This is a genomic window from Winogradskyella thalassocola (assembly GCF_900099995.1).
Classification (GTDB): domain Bacteria; phylum Bacteroidota; class Bacteroidia; order Flavobacteriales; family Flavobacteriaceae; genus Winogradskyella; species Winogradskyella thalassocola.
Window position 1 is genome coordinate 149982 of the sequence record NZ_FNCZ01000006.1, and the last position, 14658, is coordinate 164639.

14 protein-coding genes are annotated in these 14658 nt (G+C 33.0%); 11 read left to right on the forward strand and 3 right to left on the reverse strand.

The genetic code is table 11. The features are described 5' to 3' along the window. Nucleotides 1-241: 241 nt before the first annotated feature. A complete protein-coding gene (locus BLT80_RS14300) occupies nucleotides 242-2686 on the reverse strand; it encodes a TonB-dependent receptor (RefSeq protein ID WP_092469277.1) in 2445 nt (814 codons plus the stop codon). Between the two features lie 114 nt (nucleotides 2687-2800). Here BLT80_RS14300 and BLT80_RS14305 point away from each other — a divergent pair, with 114 nt between their 5' ends. Beyond that, nucleotides 2801-3163 carry a CoA-binding protein gene (locus BLT80_RS14305; RefSeq protein ID WP_092469144.1) on the forward strand — a complete coding sequence of 121 codons (363 nt, stop codon included), beginning with the start codon at nucleotides 2801-2803 and terminating at the stop codon, nucleotides 3161-3163. Here the strand turns inward: BLT80_RS14305 and BLT80_RS14310 are convergent. Beyond that, nucleotides 3160-4605, reverse strand: coding sequence for a sodium:solute symporter (locus BLT80_RS14310; protein ID WP_092469146.1), 1446 nt, complete (start codon nucleotides 4603-4605; stop codon nucleotides 3160-3162). The two genes, BLT80_RS14305 and BLT80_RS14310, sit on opposite strands and share 4 nt — an antisense overlap. Before the next feature lie 168 nt (nucleotides 4606-4773). On the opposite strand from BLT80_RS14310, the gene recR reads away from it, so the two are divergent. From recR to BLT80_RS14325, 3 genes are all read left to right on the forward strand, one after another. Next, nucleotides 4774-5391, forward strand: coding sequence for a recombination mediator RecR (recR, locus tag BLT80_RS14315; protein WP_092469149.1), 618 nt, complete (start codon nucleotides 4774-4776; stop codon nucleotides 5389-5391). A 7-nt stretch (nucleotides 5392-5398) separates the two neighbouring features. Then, nucleotides 5399-6499, forward strand: coding sequence for a glycosyltransferase family 2 protein (locus BLT80_RS14320; RefSeq protein ID WP_092469151.1), 1101 nt, complete (start codon nucleotides 5399-5401; stop codon nucleotides 6497-6499). A 90-nt stretch (nucleotides 6500-6589) separates the two neighbouring features. Then, nucleotides 6590-7975: a dihydrolipoamide acetyltransferase family protein gene (locus tag BLT80_RS14325; protein WP_092469153.1), complete on the forward strand. Its 1386-nt coding sequence runs from the start codon at nucleotides 6590-6592 to the stop codon at nucleotides 7973-7975. 266 nt (nucleotides 7976-8241) lie between these two features. On the opposite strand, the gene BLT80_RS14330 is transcribed toward BLT80_RS14325, so the two are convergent. Then, the gene (locus BLT80_RS14330) at nucleotides 8242-10464 is read right to left on the reverse strand and encodes a tetratricopeptide repeat-containing hybrid sensor histidine kinase/response regulator (protein ID WP_092469155.1); all 2223 of its coding nucleotides are present in this window, start codon (nucleotides 10462-10464) and stop codon (nucleotides 8242-8244) included. Nucleotides 10465-10701: 237 nt separating this feature from the next. Here BLT80_RS14330 and BLT80_RS14335 point away from each other — a divergent pair, with 237 nt between their 5' ends. From BLT80_RS14335 to BLT80_RS14365, 7 genes are all read left to right on the forward strand, one after another. Then, nucleotides 10702-11478, forward strand: coding sequence for a 3'-5' exonuclease (locus BLT80_RS14335; protein ID WP_092469157.1), 777 nt, complete (start codon nucleotides 10702-10704; stop codon nucleotides 11476-11478). Between the two features lie 31 nt (nucleotides 11479-11509). Further along, on the forward strand, nucleotides 11510-12121 hold the full coding sequence (locus BLT80_RS14340) for a fumarylacetoacetate hydrolase family protein (RefSeq protein ID WP_092469160.1): 612 nt from the start codon (nucleotides 11510-11512) through the stop codon (nucleotides 12119-12121). Next, nucleotides 12122-12463 carry an Hpt domain-containing protein gene (locus tag BLT80_RS14345; protein ID WP_092469162.1) on the forward strand — a complete coding sequence of 114 codons (342 nt, stop codon included), beginning with the start codon at nucleotides 12122-12124 and terminating at the stop codon, nucleotides 12461-12463. Nucleotides 12464-12474: 11 nt separating this feature from the next. Further along, nucleotides 12475-13725 carry a competence/damage-inducible protein A gene (locus BLT80_RS14350; protein ID WP_092469164.1) on the forward strand — a complete coding sequence of 417 codons (1251 nt, stop codon included), beginning with the start codon at nucleotides 12475-12477 and terminating at the stop codon, nucleotides 13723-13725. Between the two features lie 169 nt (nucleotides 13726-13894). Continuing rightward, complete coding sequence (rpmB, locus tag BLT80_RS14355) at nucleotides 13895-14131, forward strand: 50S ribosomal protein L28 (RefSeq protein WP_040757375.1); 237 nt, start codon at nucleotides 13895-13897, stop codon at nucleotides 14129-14131. 27 nt (nucleotides 14132-14158) lie between these two features. Beyond that, entirely contained in the window at nucleotides 14159-14341 is a 183-nt protein-coding gene (gene rpmG, locus BLT80_RS14360; RefSeq protein WP_020896723.1) for a 50S ribosomal protein L33, read from the forward strand. A gap of 6 nt (nucleotides 14342-14347) precedes the next feature. Beyond that, nucleotides 14348-14500 (forward strand): DUF4295 domain-containing protein, encoded by a 153-nt coding sequence (locus BLT80_RS14365; RefSeq protein WP_092469166.1) that lies wholly within the window; start codon nucleotides 14348-14350, stop codon nucleotides 14498-14500. The last annotated feature ends 158 nt before the right edge of the window (nucleotides 14501-14658 follow it).

Here is a 14658-nt window from a genome sequence, read left to right on the forward strand (position 1 = left end):
TTGTCTGGGCTTTTCAGCTATTAACCAACTTAACTAACACTATTATAAAAATTAATTTATAATTACTATTACTTAAAACTTATACTACACTAGACGTAAAAAGTCCTATTATATTTCACAGGTTTCTACTTTTAACGTGTATTTAACAAAAACCCGAAATTTGCGTTTCGGGTTTTCTATATTTAATAGTTAAGTACTAACACTAACCATCAACATTTTTCTCAACTATTAAATATTTATTTTAGAACATGCCTCCACCTTCTTTTACATCGTTGTCTCTCTGTTTACGAGATTTTGCTCTGTATTTTCCTCCACCAAAACGGTAAGACAAGCGTGCTGATATTTGTTGACTTTCCCAATTAAATCGTCCGGTTTGTGCATACGGTCTTTCGCTCGTGAATTCGGCATACATAGTATTAAAAATATCATTGTAACTTAAGCTGAAATTAGCTCTCTTTTCCATGAAACTATAATTAAGGCCTAAATTAACCATGAGCATATCGCTCATTTCAAATTGAATATTTTTGTTTTTCCCTCTATACATTCCGAAAATAGAAAGACTCAAACTTTCATCGACTTTAAAGCTGTTGAAAGCTCTTGCACTCCAAGCGATGTTATCTACTTCAATAGTGTTTAAGATGATATTCAAATCCGTATCAAAGGATTCTGCAATACTTTTTTGAGATTGTGAGTACAAATCAAAACTAGCATTAACACTCCACCATTTTGTTGGGCGGTAATTTGATGATACTTCTACACCGTAAGATGTGGTGTTATCAAAATTCAAATTCGTTAAAATTAAACGATTGATATCTGCTCGGTCTATTAAAACGGCTTGTTGTATTTCGTCTTCAATAATTCTGTAAAAAACACCACCGGTAATGCTTCCTTTTTTAAGCTGTCTAGTGTAATTCATTTCAATAGAATTCGTAAACTGAGGTCTTAATTCTTGATTTCCAAATTGTGAAATTAAAGGGGTATTCCATTCTGGTAATGGATTTACTTGTCCAATACCAGGACGATCTATTCTTCTGCTATAACTTAATTGATAAGAGTTTTTATCTGTAGGAGAATAGGTAAAAAATGCTGATGGATACAATTCAAAATAATTGTTTTCAAAAGGAATTATAAGTTCGTCGTTAGAGGCTAAATCTTTTTTGAAAGCTTCAGAATCTACATTTACGGTTTCTGCTCTTAAACCAATTTGGTAGCTCCATTTTTCTAATTTAGCACCATAAGTTGCATAAGCAGAATAAATATCTCTAGTATAATCAAAACGTGTGGTTGTCGGAATATAGTCACCGTCTTGGTTGGTTTCTCGTGCATCAGATTCATAAAAAAGACTCGTATCAAATAAACGCGCTTGCAATCCTAATTCTAATTTAGTGGTTTCCGATAATGGATTTACATAATCTAAATTTAAAGTGGTATTTGTACGTTCTGTGTCTGTATCTTCTAAAAAGTTAGGACGTTGAGAACTGTAGAAGATATTATTTACTTCATTAGAGCCTTCAAAAGTATTGTAATCTGCTTCAAGTTCTATACTATGGCCTTCTTCGTTAAAATCGTGCTTATAATTTACATTATATTGTTGCGAATCATTATCACTACCTCCGTTTGTAAATTGCGATTCATTTAATGACGGATTAGAGAGGTAATTGATTTTAGAATCTGCAGTATTCCAATTATCAAAAATATTTTGGTTGGTGAAAACCGAAATGGTATTCTTATCATTTAAATAATAATCGACTCCAACTTTAAACAAATGCGATTTGTTATTGTTTAAAATGTCAAAGTTTTGTTCAATCCCTTGCTCAGTCCTGTTAAACGCTCCATTATTCGCGTTTTTAGCAATACTATTACTATAAGAACCGTAAACATTTAATTTTCCATTTCTATAATTCGCATTAATTGAGCTATTAAATTTTGCTTCAATTTCGTGCGATAAACCAAAATTAATATTACCATTAAAACCGATTTGTGTGTTTTTATGAAGTATAATATTAATAATACCACTCATACCTTCAGGATTGTATTTTGCAGAAGGATTGGTGATCAATTCAATACTTTTAATTGAAGTTGAAGGAATCTGTTTTAGTAATTGATCCGCAGGAATGTTAGATAACTTTCCATCGACCATAACTCGTACATTTTGGTTACCACGTAAACTTACAGAACCAGTCTGTTGATCGACGCTTACAGAAGGTAAGTTGTTCATAATTTCACTTGCCGTTGCGCCAGCAGTTTGTAAATCTTTACCTATAGTAATGACTTTTCTATCGACGCGTTGTTGAATTGTAGACACATCTGCAACAATCGTTACTTCATCTAAACCGGTGGATTCTTCTTCAAGCTTAATATCCCCAAGGTTGGGTTTGTAGTTGCCTTTGCCAATAGTTATGTTTTTGTCAATGGTTTTAAAACCTACAAATTGAATAGAAACGATAACTTTTCCTTCCGGAATATTTTGAATTTCAAAGGTGCCATCGTCACTAGTTATACCTCCAGTAATAATTTTATTCGCCATATCTTTAATGACGATATTTACATAAGGTAAGGGTTCGTTTAATTCTGCATCTATAACGCGTCCTGAAACAGAACCGTCTTTAATATCAGAATTGGAGTTGGGTTGTGCACTTATAATGGTTGATGAGATCATTACAAGCATTAGTAAGAAATGCTTCATTTTGATTGAAATTTTGGTTAATTTTTTTGATTGATTTAACAGTTTGTTTAACAATAGACGACTATATTTAGGTTGTGTTACTCTAAAAAGTTTACTTAACATTATTTTAACATTATGAATAAAACAACATTAGTTATCGGAGCATCTCTAAAGCCAGAGCGCTATTCTAACATTGCCATAAAACGATTAAGACGTTATAATCATGAAGTGAAAGCCTTTGGATTAAAAACAGGAAAAGTTGAAGATGTATCTATTGATACAGAGTTAATGCCATATAATGGAATAGATACCGTGACATTGTATCTTAATCCGCAACGTCAAAAGCCGTATTACGATTACATTATTGGTTTAAAACCTGAACGCATCATTTTTAATCCGGGAACAGAAAACCCAGAGTTTTACAATATTTTAGAACAGCATAATATTGATTATGAAGTGGCCTGTACGCTAGTATTACTGAGCACCGGACAATATTAAGCCTTCTTTTTAATAAGAAGTAAACCTAGAAACATTAATAGACCATTGTAGATTAATATCTCGAATCCGATTTCATGGCCATTAAATAATTCTTTAGAATATAGATTTAAGATATACGAAAGGAGTGGAGCCGCAATAGCGATAATCCACACTAATCTATCTTTAATTTGGAATTTGGTAATTAATCCAAAAGCAAATAATCCTAATAATGGTCCGTAGGTATAACCTGCTGCTTTAAAGAGTTCCCAAATTACAGAGACATCTGTAAAAATGATATCGAATAATAAGATGACCAGAACAAGTACAGCACTAAAGCCAATATGAACACGTTTTCTTAAACCTCTTCGTTTGGCTTCGGGTTTGTTTTCAATATCTAAAATATCGAAACAAAATGATGTAGTTAGTGATGTTAAAGCAGAGTCTGCGCTAGAATAGGCAGCCGCAATTAAGCCGAGTAAAAAGAACGCTGAGGTTACAATTCCTATTTCAGGAAGCATTGCAATTGTAGGGAACAGATCATCTTTAGACGCTGTAATTCCGTTTTTAGCCGCGTACTGTGTTAACATCAAACCAAGGACAAGGAAAAGAATATTTACAAAGACTAAAACAATACTAAAGGTTACCATGTTCTTCTGAGCGTCTCTTAAATTACGACAGGTTAAGTTTTTTTGCATCATATCTTGGTCTAAACCAGTCATGGTGATGGTGATAAAAATTCCAGATAAAAAGCTCTTCCAAAAATATTGAGAATCGTTACCATCTTCAAAGAAGAAGACTTTGCTAAGGTTGCTTTCTTTGGTATAAGTGATAACGTCTCCAATGCTATTTAAATCTAATGCCGATGCCAAAAACACAATTGTTACCACTACAGAAACTAACATAAATAACGTCTGAAGTGTGTCTGTGAAAATAATAGTTTTTATACCTCCTCTAAAGGTGTAAAGCCAAATTAAGGCAATGGTAATTATTACTGTAATCGCGAATGGAATATCAAAGAGATCAAAAACTAAAAGTTGAAGAACTTTAGCAACTAAAAATAAACGAAACGACGCACCAACAGTTCTAGAAATCAAAAACGCGATAGATCCTGTTTTATAACTGACAATACCAAAACGGTCTTTTAAATAGGTATAAATAGAGGTGAGGTTCAGTCTATAATAGAGTGGTAATAGCACATAAGCAATTATCAAATACCCAAAAAAGTAACCAAAAACAACCTGCAGATATCCAAATTGTTTGGCTTCAATAGCACCAGGAACCGAGATAAAAGTCACCCCAGACAATGAAGCTCCAATCATTCCAAAAGCGACCAAATACCATGGAGCAGATTTGTTAGCCTTAAAAAAAGCGGCATTAGAATCTTCTTTTCCGGTGAAATAAGAGATTAAAATTAGCAATCCAAAATAACATACAATTAATAATAGTATTGCTGTTGGAGACATGATGTATAAGTTTTAATAATATTTACGAAAAATAGTGTATTTGAAAAAAAGGACTGCGTTAAAGTAGAAATAATTATGAAAAACTTATTTAGATATTCAGGATTTAACTTTAAATAGACTTTTAAAACAACCCCTTTTTTATGTTCAAAAATCTTTACCTTCGCGCCTATGGAATTTTCATCAAAACTCTTAGAAAACGCAGTTAACGAAATGTCGCAATTACCAGGTATTGGTAAGCGTACGGCTTTACGTTTAGTGTTACATATGTTACGACAACCAGAAAATCAAACCTTTCAATTAGCTAATGCGTTAACGAAGGTGAGAGCAGAAATTAATTTTTGTAAATCGTGTCATAATATAAGCGATACGGTGTTGTGCGAAATATGTTCAAACCCAAAACGTAATAGTGAATTAATTTGTGTTGTTGAAGATATTAGAGATGTTATGGCTGTAGAAAATACAAGCTCATTTAAAGGTCTGTATCATGTTTTAGGAGGAAAAATATCTCCAATGGATGGTATTGGTCCTCAAGATTTAAATATTACAACTTTAGTCGAAAAAGTGAAAACAGGAGAAGTAAAAGAATTAATTTTTGCTATGAGTCCAACGATGGAAGGAGATACGACTAACTTTTATATCTTCAGGCAAATTCAAGATTATAATGTGGCAACATCCACTATTGCAAGAGGTGTGGCTGCTGGTAACGAATTAGAATATACGGACGAAATTACATTAGGACGGAGTATTATTGATCGTGTGCCCTTTGAAGCATCCTTAAAATCTTAATAATATATTGAAATTATCTGTCATCATATTAAACTATAATGTACGCTACTTTTTAGAATTATGTCTAAAAAGTGTGGAAGCTGCTGTGGCTCATATTGATGCTGAAATTATAGTGATAGATAACAACTCTCCTGATGATAGTTGTGCTATGGTGAAGGAACTATTTCCTTCTGTAAAATTGATTGAGAATAAAGATAATTCAGGGTTTTCAAAGGGAAACAATATAGGAGTCGTTCAGGCTAAAGGAGAGTATTTATGTATTCTTAATCCAGATACTGTGGTTGCAGAAGATACGTTCACAAAACTTATCAATTTTACTGACGGTAAAGATAATCTTGGAATTGTAGGCTGTCAACTTATAGATGGTAAAGGTAATTTTCTACCAGAAAGTAAGCGTAATGTGCCAACACCAAAAGTATCCTTAAAGAAAGTATTAGGGAGTAGTAATGATTATTACGCTAATCATGTCAATATTAAAGAGACAGGTAAAGTAGATATTTTAGTCGGAGCTTTTATGTGGCTAAAAAAAGAGGTATACGACGCTGTTGGTGGTTTTGATGAAGACTATTTTATGTACGGAGAAGATATTGATTTGTCTTATAAAGTAGTTAAAGCCGGCTATGATAACTTCTATTTTGGGGAAACAACAGTGGTTCACTTTAAAGGAGAAAGCACATTAAAAGATTCTAAGTACGCGAAACGGTTTTACGGAGCCATGCAGATTTTTTATAAAAAGCATTTTAAACAGAATCTATTATTTAATGCTGTAGTTTGGTTAGGTATTAAAATGGCGCATTTTATGCGAAAGCATCCTGTTGAGGTAGCGGTAAAGTTGAATACCTCTTATTTATATTCATCGGATTTTGATAATGCTTTACTTGAACAATTACCAATACCAATTCAAATTGAAACAGCAATACAACTTGAAGTTGAGCATAATAGCATGCTTGTATACGATTTTAATATGCTGAAAGCTTCGGCTGTAATTGCCGATATGAAAGAAAAATCGAAGCAAGAAAATATTGTTTTTAGATTTCTTTTAAAAAACAGTAAATTTATCCTCGGAAGCGATAGTGCTACGAATAGAGGTGAAGTGCGACATTTTTAAGAACTATTTATTGAATAAAAATCAGTAAAACAGCGATTTTTTTAGTAATTTTGCACGCGATTAGGAAATAACGACCTACAAATTATAGATATGGCAAAGTTTGAACTTAAGTTACCTAAAATGGGAGAAAGTGTTGCGGAAGCAACCATAACCTCATGGCTTAAAGATGTTGGAGATACAATTGAAGCAGATGAAGCTGTTTTAGAGATTGCGACAGATAAAGTCGATAGTGAAGTCCCGAGTGAAGTAGATGGCGTTTTAGTTGAAAAACTATTTAACGTTGATGATGTTGTACAAGTAGGACAAACTATTGCAGTTATAGAAACTGAAGGTGGTGGAACGGTAGAAGTAAAAGCTACTGCTTCAGAACCTGAACCTGTTGCAGAACCGGTAGCTCCAAAAGTAGTTGCAGAAGTAGCACAAACTGTTGTGGCTGCAAAAGCATCAGTAGAACCTGTTGTGTCTACTGAAGATCGTTTTTATTCTCCACTAGTAAAAAATATAGCAAAACAAGAAGGCATTTCTCAAGCCGAATTAGATACTATTTCTGGTACTGGTAAAGATGAGCGCGTTACTAAAAACGATATTAAAGCGTATTTAGAATCTCGTAGTTCTGCACCAAGTCCTATATCAGCTGAGCAACCAGTTGAAACGCCAAAGGCAGAGCCTGTGGTTGAACAAAAAGTGGAAACACCAGCTGTACCGACTAAAGCACCTGAGAAACCTAAAGCTGAGAAACCTGTTGAAACGCCAATTTCAGTTTCAGGAGGAGATGAGGTTATTGAAATGACTAGAATGGGGAAACTCATTTCTAAATATATGGTAGATTCGGTACAAACATCTGCACATGTACAGTCGTTTATAGAAGCTGATGTCACTAATATTTGGAACTGGAGAAAGAAAGTTAAAGATGACTTTATGAAGCGTGAAGGTGAAAACCTAACGTTTACTCCAATCTTTATGGAGGCGATCACTAAAGCATTAAAGGATTTTCCAATGATGAATATTTCTGTTCAAGGAGATAAAATCATTAAAAAGAAAGCTATTAATGTTGGTATGGCAGCAGCCTTGCCAGATGGTAATTTAATTGTACCTGTCATTAAAAATGCTGATCAGTTAAATTTATTTGGCATGGTAAAACGTGTTAATGATTTAGCTAACAGAGCGCGTTTAGGAAAATTAGATCCAGATGATATTCAAGGAGGAACATATACAGTAACTAATGTTGGTACATTTGGTAGCATCATGGGAACACCAATTATTAATCAGCCACAAGTAGGTATTTTAGCTTTAGGAGCTATTAGAAAAACACCTGCAGTTATTGAAGGTCCAGATGGAGATTATATTGGTATTCGTTTTAAAATGTACTTGTCTCATTCATACGATCACAGAGTCGTTAATGGAGCGCTTGGAGGTCAGTTTGTAAAAGCGGTTAAGGATTATTTAGAAGGTTGGGATATGGACAGAGAGATATAATGAATTCTAAAAAACTAATTGATGATAAAACAAAAGCGAAACTTATTGAAGTAGGCGAAGTTATATTGTATTGGATAGGAGGTATTATTCTTATATCTGTTTGTTCTGTAATTCTTTATTACTTAGTATCACTAGTTTTGTTGTTTGTAACATAGAAAATATAGAATTAAATTATAGAAAAAGCACAGTTTTAGAACTGTGCTTTTTTTTATTTAATAACATTTACTCTTTAACTAGCCTAATGCACTTGTTTTTTATAATGTAACTTATAAAGGCTTTGTAACAAGATTTGCAGCAAGTGTCTTTATAAATTCGTTGATCTTATAAGGTTTTACAATAGAATCATCAAAATGGGCACTTTTAAAACGGTCATCTTGTTCGTCTTGTGTTACAGCGGTTAATGCAATAACAATGACCGTTTTTTGGAGTTTACGGATTTTTTTAGTGGCTTCTATACCGTCCATTATTGGCATGTGAACATCCATTAACACTATGTCATAATCTGTTAACATAATTTTATCTATGCCTTCTTGACCATTAGTTGCAACTTCTACTAAAATATCGTGACTTTCCAATGTCTTTTTAGTCACCATAAGGTTAATTCTGTTGTCATCTACAACTAATATCTTTTTTCCTCGAAGCATAGCAATTGAAACCGTATCTTGAATATCTTTGTTTGCGTGCTCCTTTTTTGCAATTCCAAATGCTATTTCGAAAAAGAAATTTGAGCCTTCCTCAATAACGCTTTCTAGTTGTATGTTAGAATTCATGTCTATGAGTAACTTTTGAACGATAGTAAGTCCTAAGCCAGAGCCTTGAAAATCACCTTCGTGTTTAAGTTGTCCAAATTCCTCAAAGATTTTTTGCTGGTCAGCAATAGGAATTCCTTGGCCGTTGTCCTTAACTTCAAACTTAAGCTTTAAGTTATTTTCTTTAATATCTAATAAACTAACAATAAGTTCTACTTTTCCGTTGGTTGTAAACTTTAATGCATTACCCAATAAATTGATGAGGACTTGAGACATTTTAGTTTGATCTCCATTTATCCATTTAGGAATATTAGGGTTTAGAGTTATAACTAAATCATTATTAGTTTGTCTGGTTAAGTATTCTAATGATTCTTTAATATTATTTAAAAAATCTTTGAGATGAAAAGCTTTTGATTCGAATTTGATTTTTTCATCAGAATCCATCTTATTTAAGGTCAGTACATCGTTTACCAGATTTAGTAAATAATCTGCTGAAAACTTCAGGGATTGCAGCTCGGTTTTGTGAGATTTTAGATTAATATCGTTGTTAAGCACGGTGCTTAAACCTATAATTCCATATAGAGGCGTACGAAGTTCATGACTCATTGTAGATAGAAAACGAGATTTCGCTTCTGCTAATTTTTCAGATTCTAGTTTCGCTTCAAGGTATTCTTGATTTTTTATTTTTAATTCATTATTCAGTTTCCTTCTGTTTTTTGTCACTTTTAAAAGATAAAACAAGAGGCTTAAGAGTATAAAAGAGACTATGGCACTAAAGATTAATAATTTTCTCTGAGTCTCTGACTTTTCAACTATTAATTCATTTCTAAGGGCTTCAATTTTTAGTTCTTCTTGTTTTTTTGTGTTTTCAAGACTGGTCTTAAGTGTCTTAGCTGATTTTTCAACATCAAGTTTACTTTGCGCTATTGAGAGACTATCTTTTATTTTACCTATTTCGTAGGCTTTCTTATAATTACCTTTCTTGGCGAGGGATTCAGTATAACCATTGTAACCTTTTTTTAGTACTTCTGTATGGTTAGATTCTTTTGCTAAATCAATGGCTTGCTGATAAAAAATAGAAGCCAATTGATAATCTTTTTCTTGAAAAGCATAATGGGCTTTAAATAAGTTTATTCCGGCAAGACCAATTATAAACGTTTTTGGAGCATATTCTTCTGCAGCATCTAAATATGGTTTTGAGCCTTTATAGTCTTCTAAGTATTCTAGGTATATTTCTGCAATGTTATAGTTGAGAATAAAAAGACGGGTTTTATCATTTTTTTCTTTAGCAAGTGGTAATGCCGTTTTAAATGACTTAACTGCTTCATCTAATTTATTAAAGGCCAAATATATATTTCCAAGATCAATTTGTGAACCTAATATAATATCAGGGTCATTGAGTTCTTTTCCGAGCTCAATATTTTTTTTAGCATAGTCAAGTGATTTTACAGAATCATTTAAACGCAAATAGGAATTTGAAAGGTAACTTCGTATTTCAGCAACTTTCTGAGGACGTTTGTTGGCTTGTGCATATTCTATTATGCTACTGGCTTTAATAATAGCAGAACTATAATCTTCTTTATAGTAGTCAGCCATCATTAAACTTTTAATAGAATCAATATGGGTTGCAACTTTATCCTCGAGTGAGTTTGAAAAATCATCAGGATTATTATCACTTTTTTGCGCATAAATGCTGCTTTGTAATAAAAAGAAAGTTAGGGGAAGTAGTAAAATTCGCATTAGAGTTAGGTAAAGTCTTTAAATATCGGTTAAAATATTAAAAGGATGAAATTTATTTTAATTACTTATTTATTATTGTCGTTTTGTACTTATTGTAGATGGTTTAAGCTAATCTATTTATCTTCAAAAGAAACGAGGTTAAGCTTTAGTACCATTATTTACGAGCATTGTAGGTTTTTCTTACCTATTAGGGCTTTGTTAAAGAATCTAAGTACCTTTGTGAAAAATTAATTTCAAATGCAACTCAATCTCACAAAACCTATTTGTTTTTTCGATTTAGAAACTACAGGAATCAATATTTCAAAAGATAGAATCGTAGAAATCTCGATTCTTAAAGTTTATCCAGATGGTAAGGAAGAGTCTAAAACGTGGATTGTAAATCCTGAGATGCCGATTCCTGCAGAGGTAACAGCAATTCATGGTATTTCGGATGCAGATGTTGCTGACAAACCAACGTTTAAAGAATTGTCTAAGGAAATTTACAACCTAATTAAGGACTCAGATTTAGGTGGTTTCAATTCTAATCGTTTCGATATTCCGTTGTTGGCAGAAGAAATGCTAAGAGCAGAAGTAGATTTTGACATGAAGAATACACAATCTGTAGATGTGCAGACTATTTTTCATAAAATGGAGCAGCGTACTTTAGTGGCGGCTTATAAGTTTTATTGTGATAAAGACTTAAGTGATGCACATAGTGCAGAAGCAGATACAAAGGCTACTTACGAAGTTTTAAAAGCACAATTAGACCGTTATGAAGATTTAGAAAACGATACTAAGTTTTTAGCAGAGTTCAGTTCGCGTAAAAAATTCGCCGATTTTGCAGGTTTTCTAATCTTTAATAAAGAAGGTGAAGAATGTTTTTCATTTGGAAAACATAAAGGGAAACGTGTTTTGGAGGTTTTGGATAAAGAACCCGGCTATTTTGGTTGGTTGTTGAATGCCGATTTTCCGTTGTACACTAAAAAGGTTTTGACGGCAATTAAGCTTAGTCAATTTAATAATAAGTTAAGCTAACAGCCAAAAGCTAAAAACCAACAGCTAACCAATGAAACTAATCTGTATAGGTCGCAATTATACCGACCACATAAAAGAGTTAGAAAACGAAAAACCAACAGATCCTGTTGTGTTTTTAAAACCGGATACTTCGATTTTACTGAAGAAACAACCATTCTTTATTCCAGATTTTTCAGACGATGTACATTATGAAGTAGAGGTTTTAGTGAAAATCAATAAAGTAGGGAAGTATATCGATAAAAAGTTTGCACATAAATATTATGATGAAATTGGACTCGGAATAGACTTTACAGCACGCGACCTTCAAGCGCAATTAAAAGCTAAAGGTTTGCCTTGGGAAAAAGCCAAGGCATTTGATGGAGCTGCGGTAATTGGGAAATGGTTGCCTAAAGTTAAATTTCAAAATATAGATAACATCAATTTCAGCTTAAAAAAGAATGATGCCATTGTTCAGAATGGAAATACGGAGCTAATGCTCTGGAAAATTGATGAACTTATAGAATATGTGTCAAAATATTTTACTTTAAAAATAGGAGACATTATATTTACGGGCACACCAGCGGGAGTTGGTAAAGTTTTTGCAGAAGATCAATTAAAAGGATATCTTGAAGACATAGAAATGTTTTCAATTAAAATTAAATAAATGTCAGAACATTATAAATTACATCGCGTACGAGAAATGGCTGAGGGAGACGAAGATTTCGTTGCAGCTTTAGCAGCCGCTTTTATAGAAGAAGTACCAGAAGATGCTGAACGTTTAAGAACAGCGGTACCAGCAAAGGATTATAAGGAAGTGTACCAAGCAGCTCATAAAATGAAACCAACAGTTGATTTATTTGAATTAGGGGTTTTAGATATACTCATAGAAGTTCAAGATTGGGGAAAGTTGGAGCAGAAGGACAAAAATGTAGATCAACAACTTATTACCGTTTTAACTGCGGTAGATAATGCGGTTAATGAAATTAAAGCCGATTTCGGACTTTAAATAATTTATAAATGCAAGCAGAAATTATTACCATTGGTGATGAGATTCTCATTGGTCAGATTGTAGATACAAATTCCGCATTTATAGGAAAGGAATTTAATAAATACGGTATTTCGATCTATCAGATTACCTCAATTCAAGACGATAAAACTCATATTCTAAAAGCTTTAAAAGAAGCAGAAGAAAATGCAGATATCATTATTATTACTGGGGGTTTAGGGCCTACCAAAGATGATATTACCAAACTCACAATTTGCGAATACTTTAATGATACATTAGTTGAAGATAAAGCTGTCTTGGCCAATGTTGAGCAAATTTTTTCAAAGTATAGTTCGGCACCTCTTTTAGATGTCAATAAGCAACAAGCATTAGTGCCGTCTAAGGCTCAGGTGCTTATGAATCATAACGGTACCGCGCCAGGGATGTGGTTAGAGAGAAACGGAAAAGTGTTTGTGTCACTTCCAGGTGTGCCTTACGAGATGAAAGATTTAATTAAGGAGCAAGTTATTCCGAAGTTAAGGTCAAAATTTAAGTTTCCTTATATAATGCACAAAACGATTTTAACCTATGGTTTAGGCGAAAGTGCATTGGCTGAACGTATTGAAAAGTGGGAAGATCATCTACCTGTTTTTATAAAACTAGCGTATCTACCAAGTTTGGGACGTGTACGTTTGCGTTTATCCGGAAAAGCTGCTGAAAAATTAATCGTTGACCGAGAAATCCAAAATCAAATCAATTTATTATTGCCACAGATTGAAGATATCTTTGTGGGTTATGAGGAAGATGAGTCTATTGAAGCCGTAATTGGTAAACGATTAACGGAAATGAAAAAATCTTTAGCCATTGCAGAAAGTTGCACAGGTGGACGAATTGCAAAATCAATAACGGCAAATGCGGGAGCTTCAGCTTATTTTAAAGGAAGCGTGGTGACGTACGCAACAGAATCTAAAGTGAAACTCTTAGGGGTTTCAAAAAGCGATATTAATATACATTCTGTGGTTAGCAAAGAAGTGGTGGAAGCCATGGCAAAAAATGTGAGAACCATGTTTGATACGGATTATGCCATAAGCACTACAGGTAACGCAGGACCAGAAAAAGGAGATTCAGATGCAGAAGTGGGAACTGTATGGATTGCTATTGCCACAAAAGACAAGGTGTATTCTGAAGTTTTTAACTTTGGAAATCATCGCGAAAAAGTAATTGTAAGAGGGACAAACAAGGCATTTGAAATGCTTCAAAAAGAAATTACAATTAAACATTAAAAAAAGTAAGCTTTTATGTTTGCTGAAACGTAAAGTTTTATTAAATTTGCACCCTGTTTAAAATATCTATGTTCAGATATTAAATTTTTATTGTCATTTAACTAGGGAAATTCCTTTAAAGCAATACGAGTTAGCAGAAAATTAATTATAGACCTAAAGAAAGAAAACAATGTCAAGAGTTTGTGAACTTACTGGGAAAAAAGCGATGGTTGGAAATAATGTTTCACACGCTATGAATAAAACGAAACGCAAGTTTGATGCAAACTTGATCAAAAAACGTTTTTACATTCCTGAAGAAGATAAGTGGGTAACATTAAAAGTTTCAACATCAGCGTTAAAGACTATCAATAAGATTGGTATCGAAGCGATGTTAAAAGAAGCTAAAGCAAAAGGATTTTACAAATAATAGCGTTAGCGCTTAAGTCAATTTACAATGGCAAAAAGAGGAAATAGAATACAAGTTATCTTAGAGTGCACAGAGCACAAAACTTCTGGACAACCAGGAACATCAAGATATATTACAACAAAAAATAAGAAGAATACGCCAGACCGTATGGAGATTAAGAAATTTAATCCTATCCTTAAGCGTATGACAGTTCATAAAGAGATAAAATAAGAAAACATGGCAAAGAAATCAGTTGCGTCTTTACAGACCGGATCAAAACGTTTGACAAAAGCTATAAAAATGGTGAAATCTGAAAAATCTGGATCTTACACTTTTGTAGAATCAGTAATGGCACCAGAATTTGTCAATGACTTTTTAAACAAAAAATAATCTTTATTTATATATAGATTAACTAAACTGCTTTCATTTGAAAGCAGTTTTTTTATGTTTATATTTGAAAACATCTGACATCTTAACAGTAAAATATTAAAGGCAAGGTTGTTGCAATGTAATAATTGCGAATAATACTGTCACACTGAGCTTGTCGA

Coding starts and splice junctions, on each gene's coding strand:
- BLT80_RS14300 (WP_092469277.1), bottom strand. CDS start 2,686: ATGAAGCATTTCTTACTAATGCTTGTAATGATCTCATCAACCATTATA.
- BLT80_RS14305 (WP_092469144.1), top strand. CDS start 2,801: ATGAATAAAACAACATTAGTTATCGGAGCATCTCTAAAGCCAGAGCGC.
- BLT80_RS14310 (WP_092469146.1), bottom strand. CDS start 4,605: ATGTCTCCAACAGCAATACTATTATTAATTGTATGTTATTTTGGATTG.
- recR (WP_092469149.1), top strand. CDS start 4,774: ATGGAATTTTCATCAAAACTCTTAGAAAACGCAGTTAACGAAATGTCG.
- BLT80_RS14325 (WP_092469153.1), top strand. CDS start 6,590: ATGGCAAAGTTTGAACTTAAGTTACCTAAAATGGGAGAAAGTGTTGCG.
- BLT80_RS14330 (WP_092469155.1), bottom strand. CDS start 10,464: ATGCGAATTTTACTACTTCCCCTAACTTTCTTTTTATTACAAAGCAGC.
- BLT80_RS14335 (WP_092469157.1), top strand. CDS start 10,702: ATGCAACTCAATCTCACAAAACCTATTTGTTTTTTCGATTTAGAAACT.
- BLT80_RS14340 (WP_092469160.1), top strand. CDS start 11,510: ATGAAACTAATCTGTATAGGTCGCAATTATACCGACCACATAAAAGAG.
- BLT80_RS14345 (WP_092469162.1), top strand. CDS start 12,122: ATGTCAGAACATTATAAATTACATCGCGTACGAGAAATGGCTGAGGGA.
- BLT80_RS14350 (WP_092469164.1), top strand. CDS start 12,475: ATGCAAGCAGAAATTATTACCATTGGTGATGAGATTCTCATTGGTCAG.
- rpmB (WP_040757375.1), top strand. CDS start 13,895: ATGTCAAGAGTTTGTGAACTTACTGGGAAAAAAGCGATGGTTGGAAAT.
- rpmG (WP_020896723.1), top strand. CDS start 14,159: ATGGCAAAAAGAGGAAATAGAATACAAGTTATCTTAGAGTGCACAGAG.
- BLT80_RS14365 (WP_092469166.1), top strand. CDS start 14,348: ATGGCAAAGAAATCAGTTGCGTCTTTACAGACCGGATCAAAACGTTTG.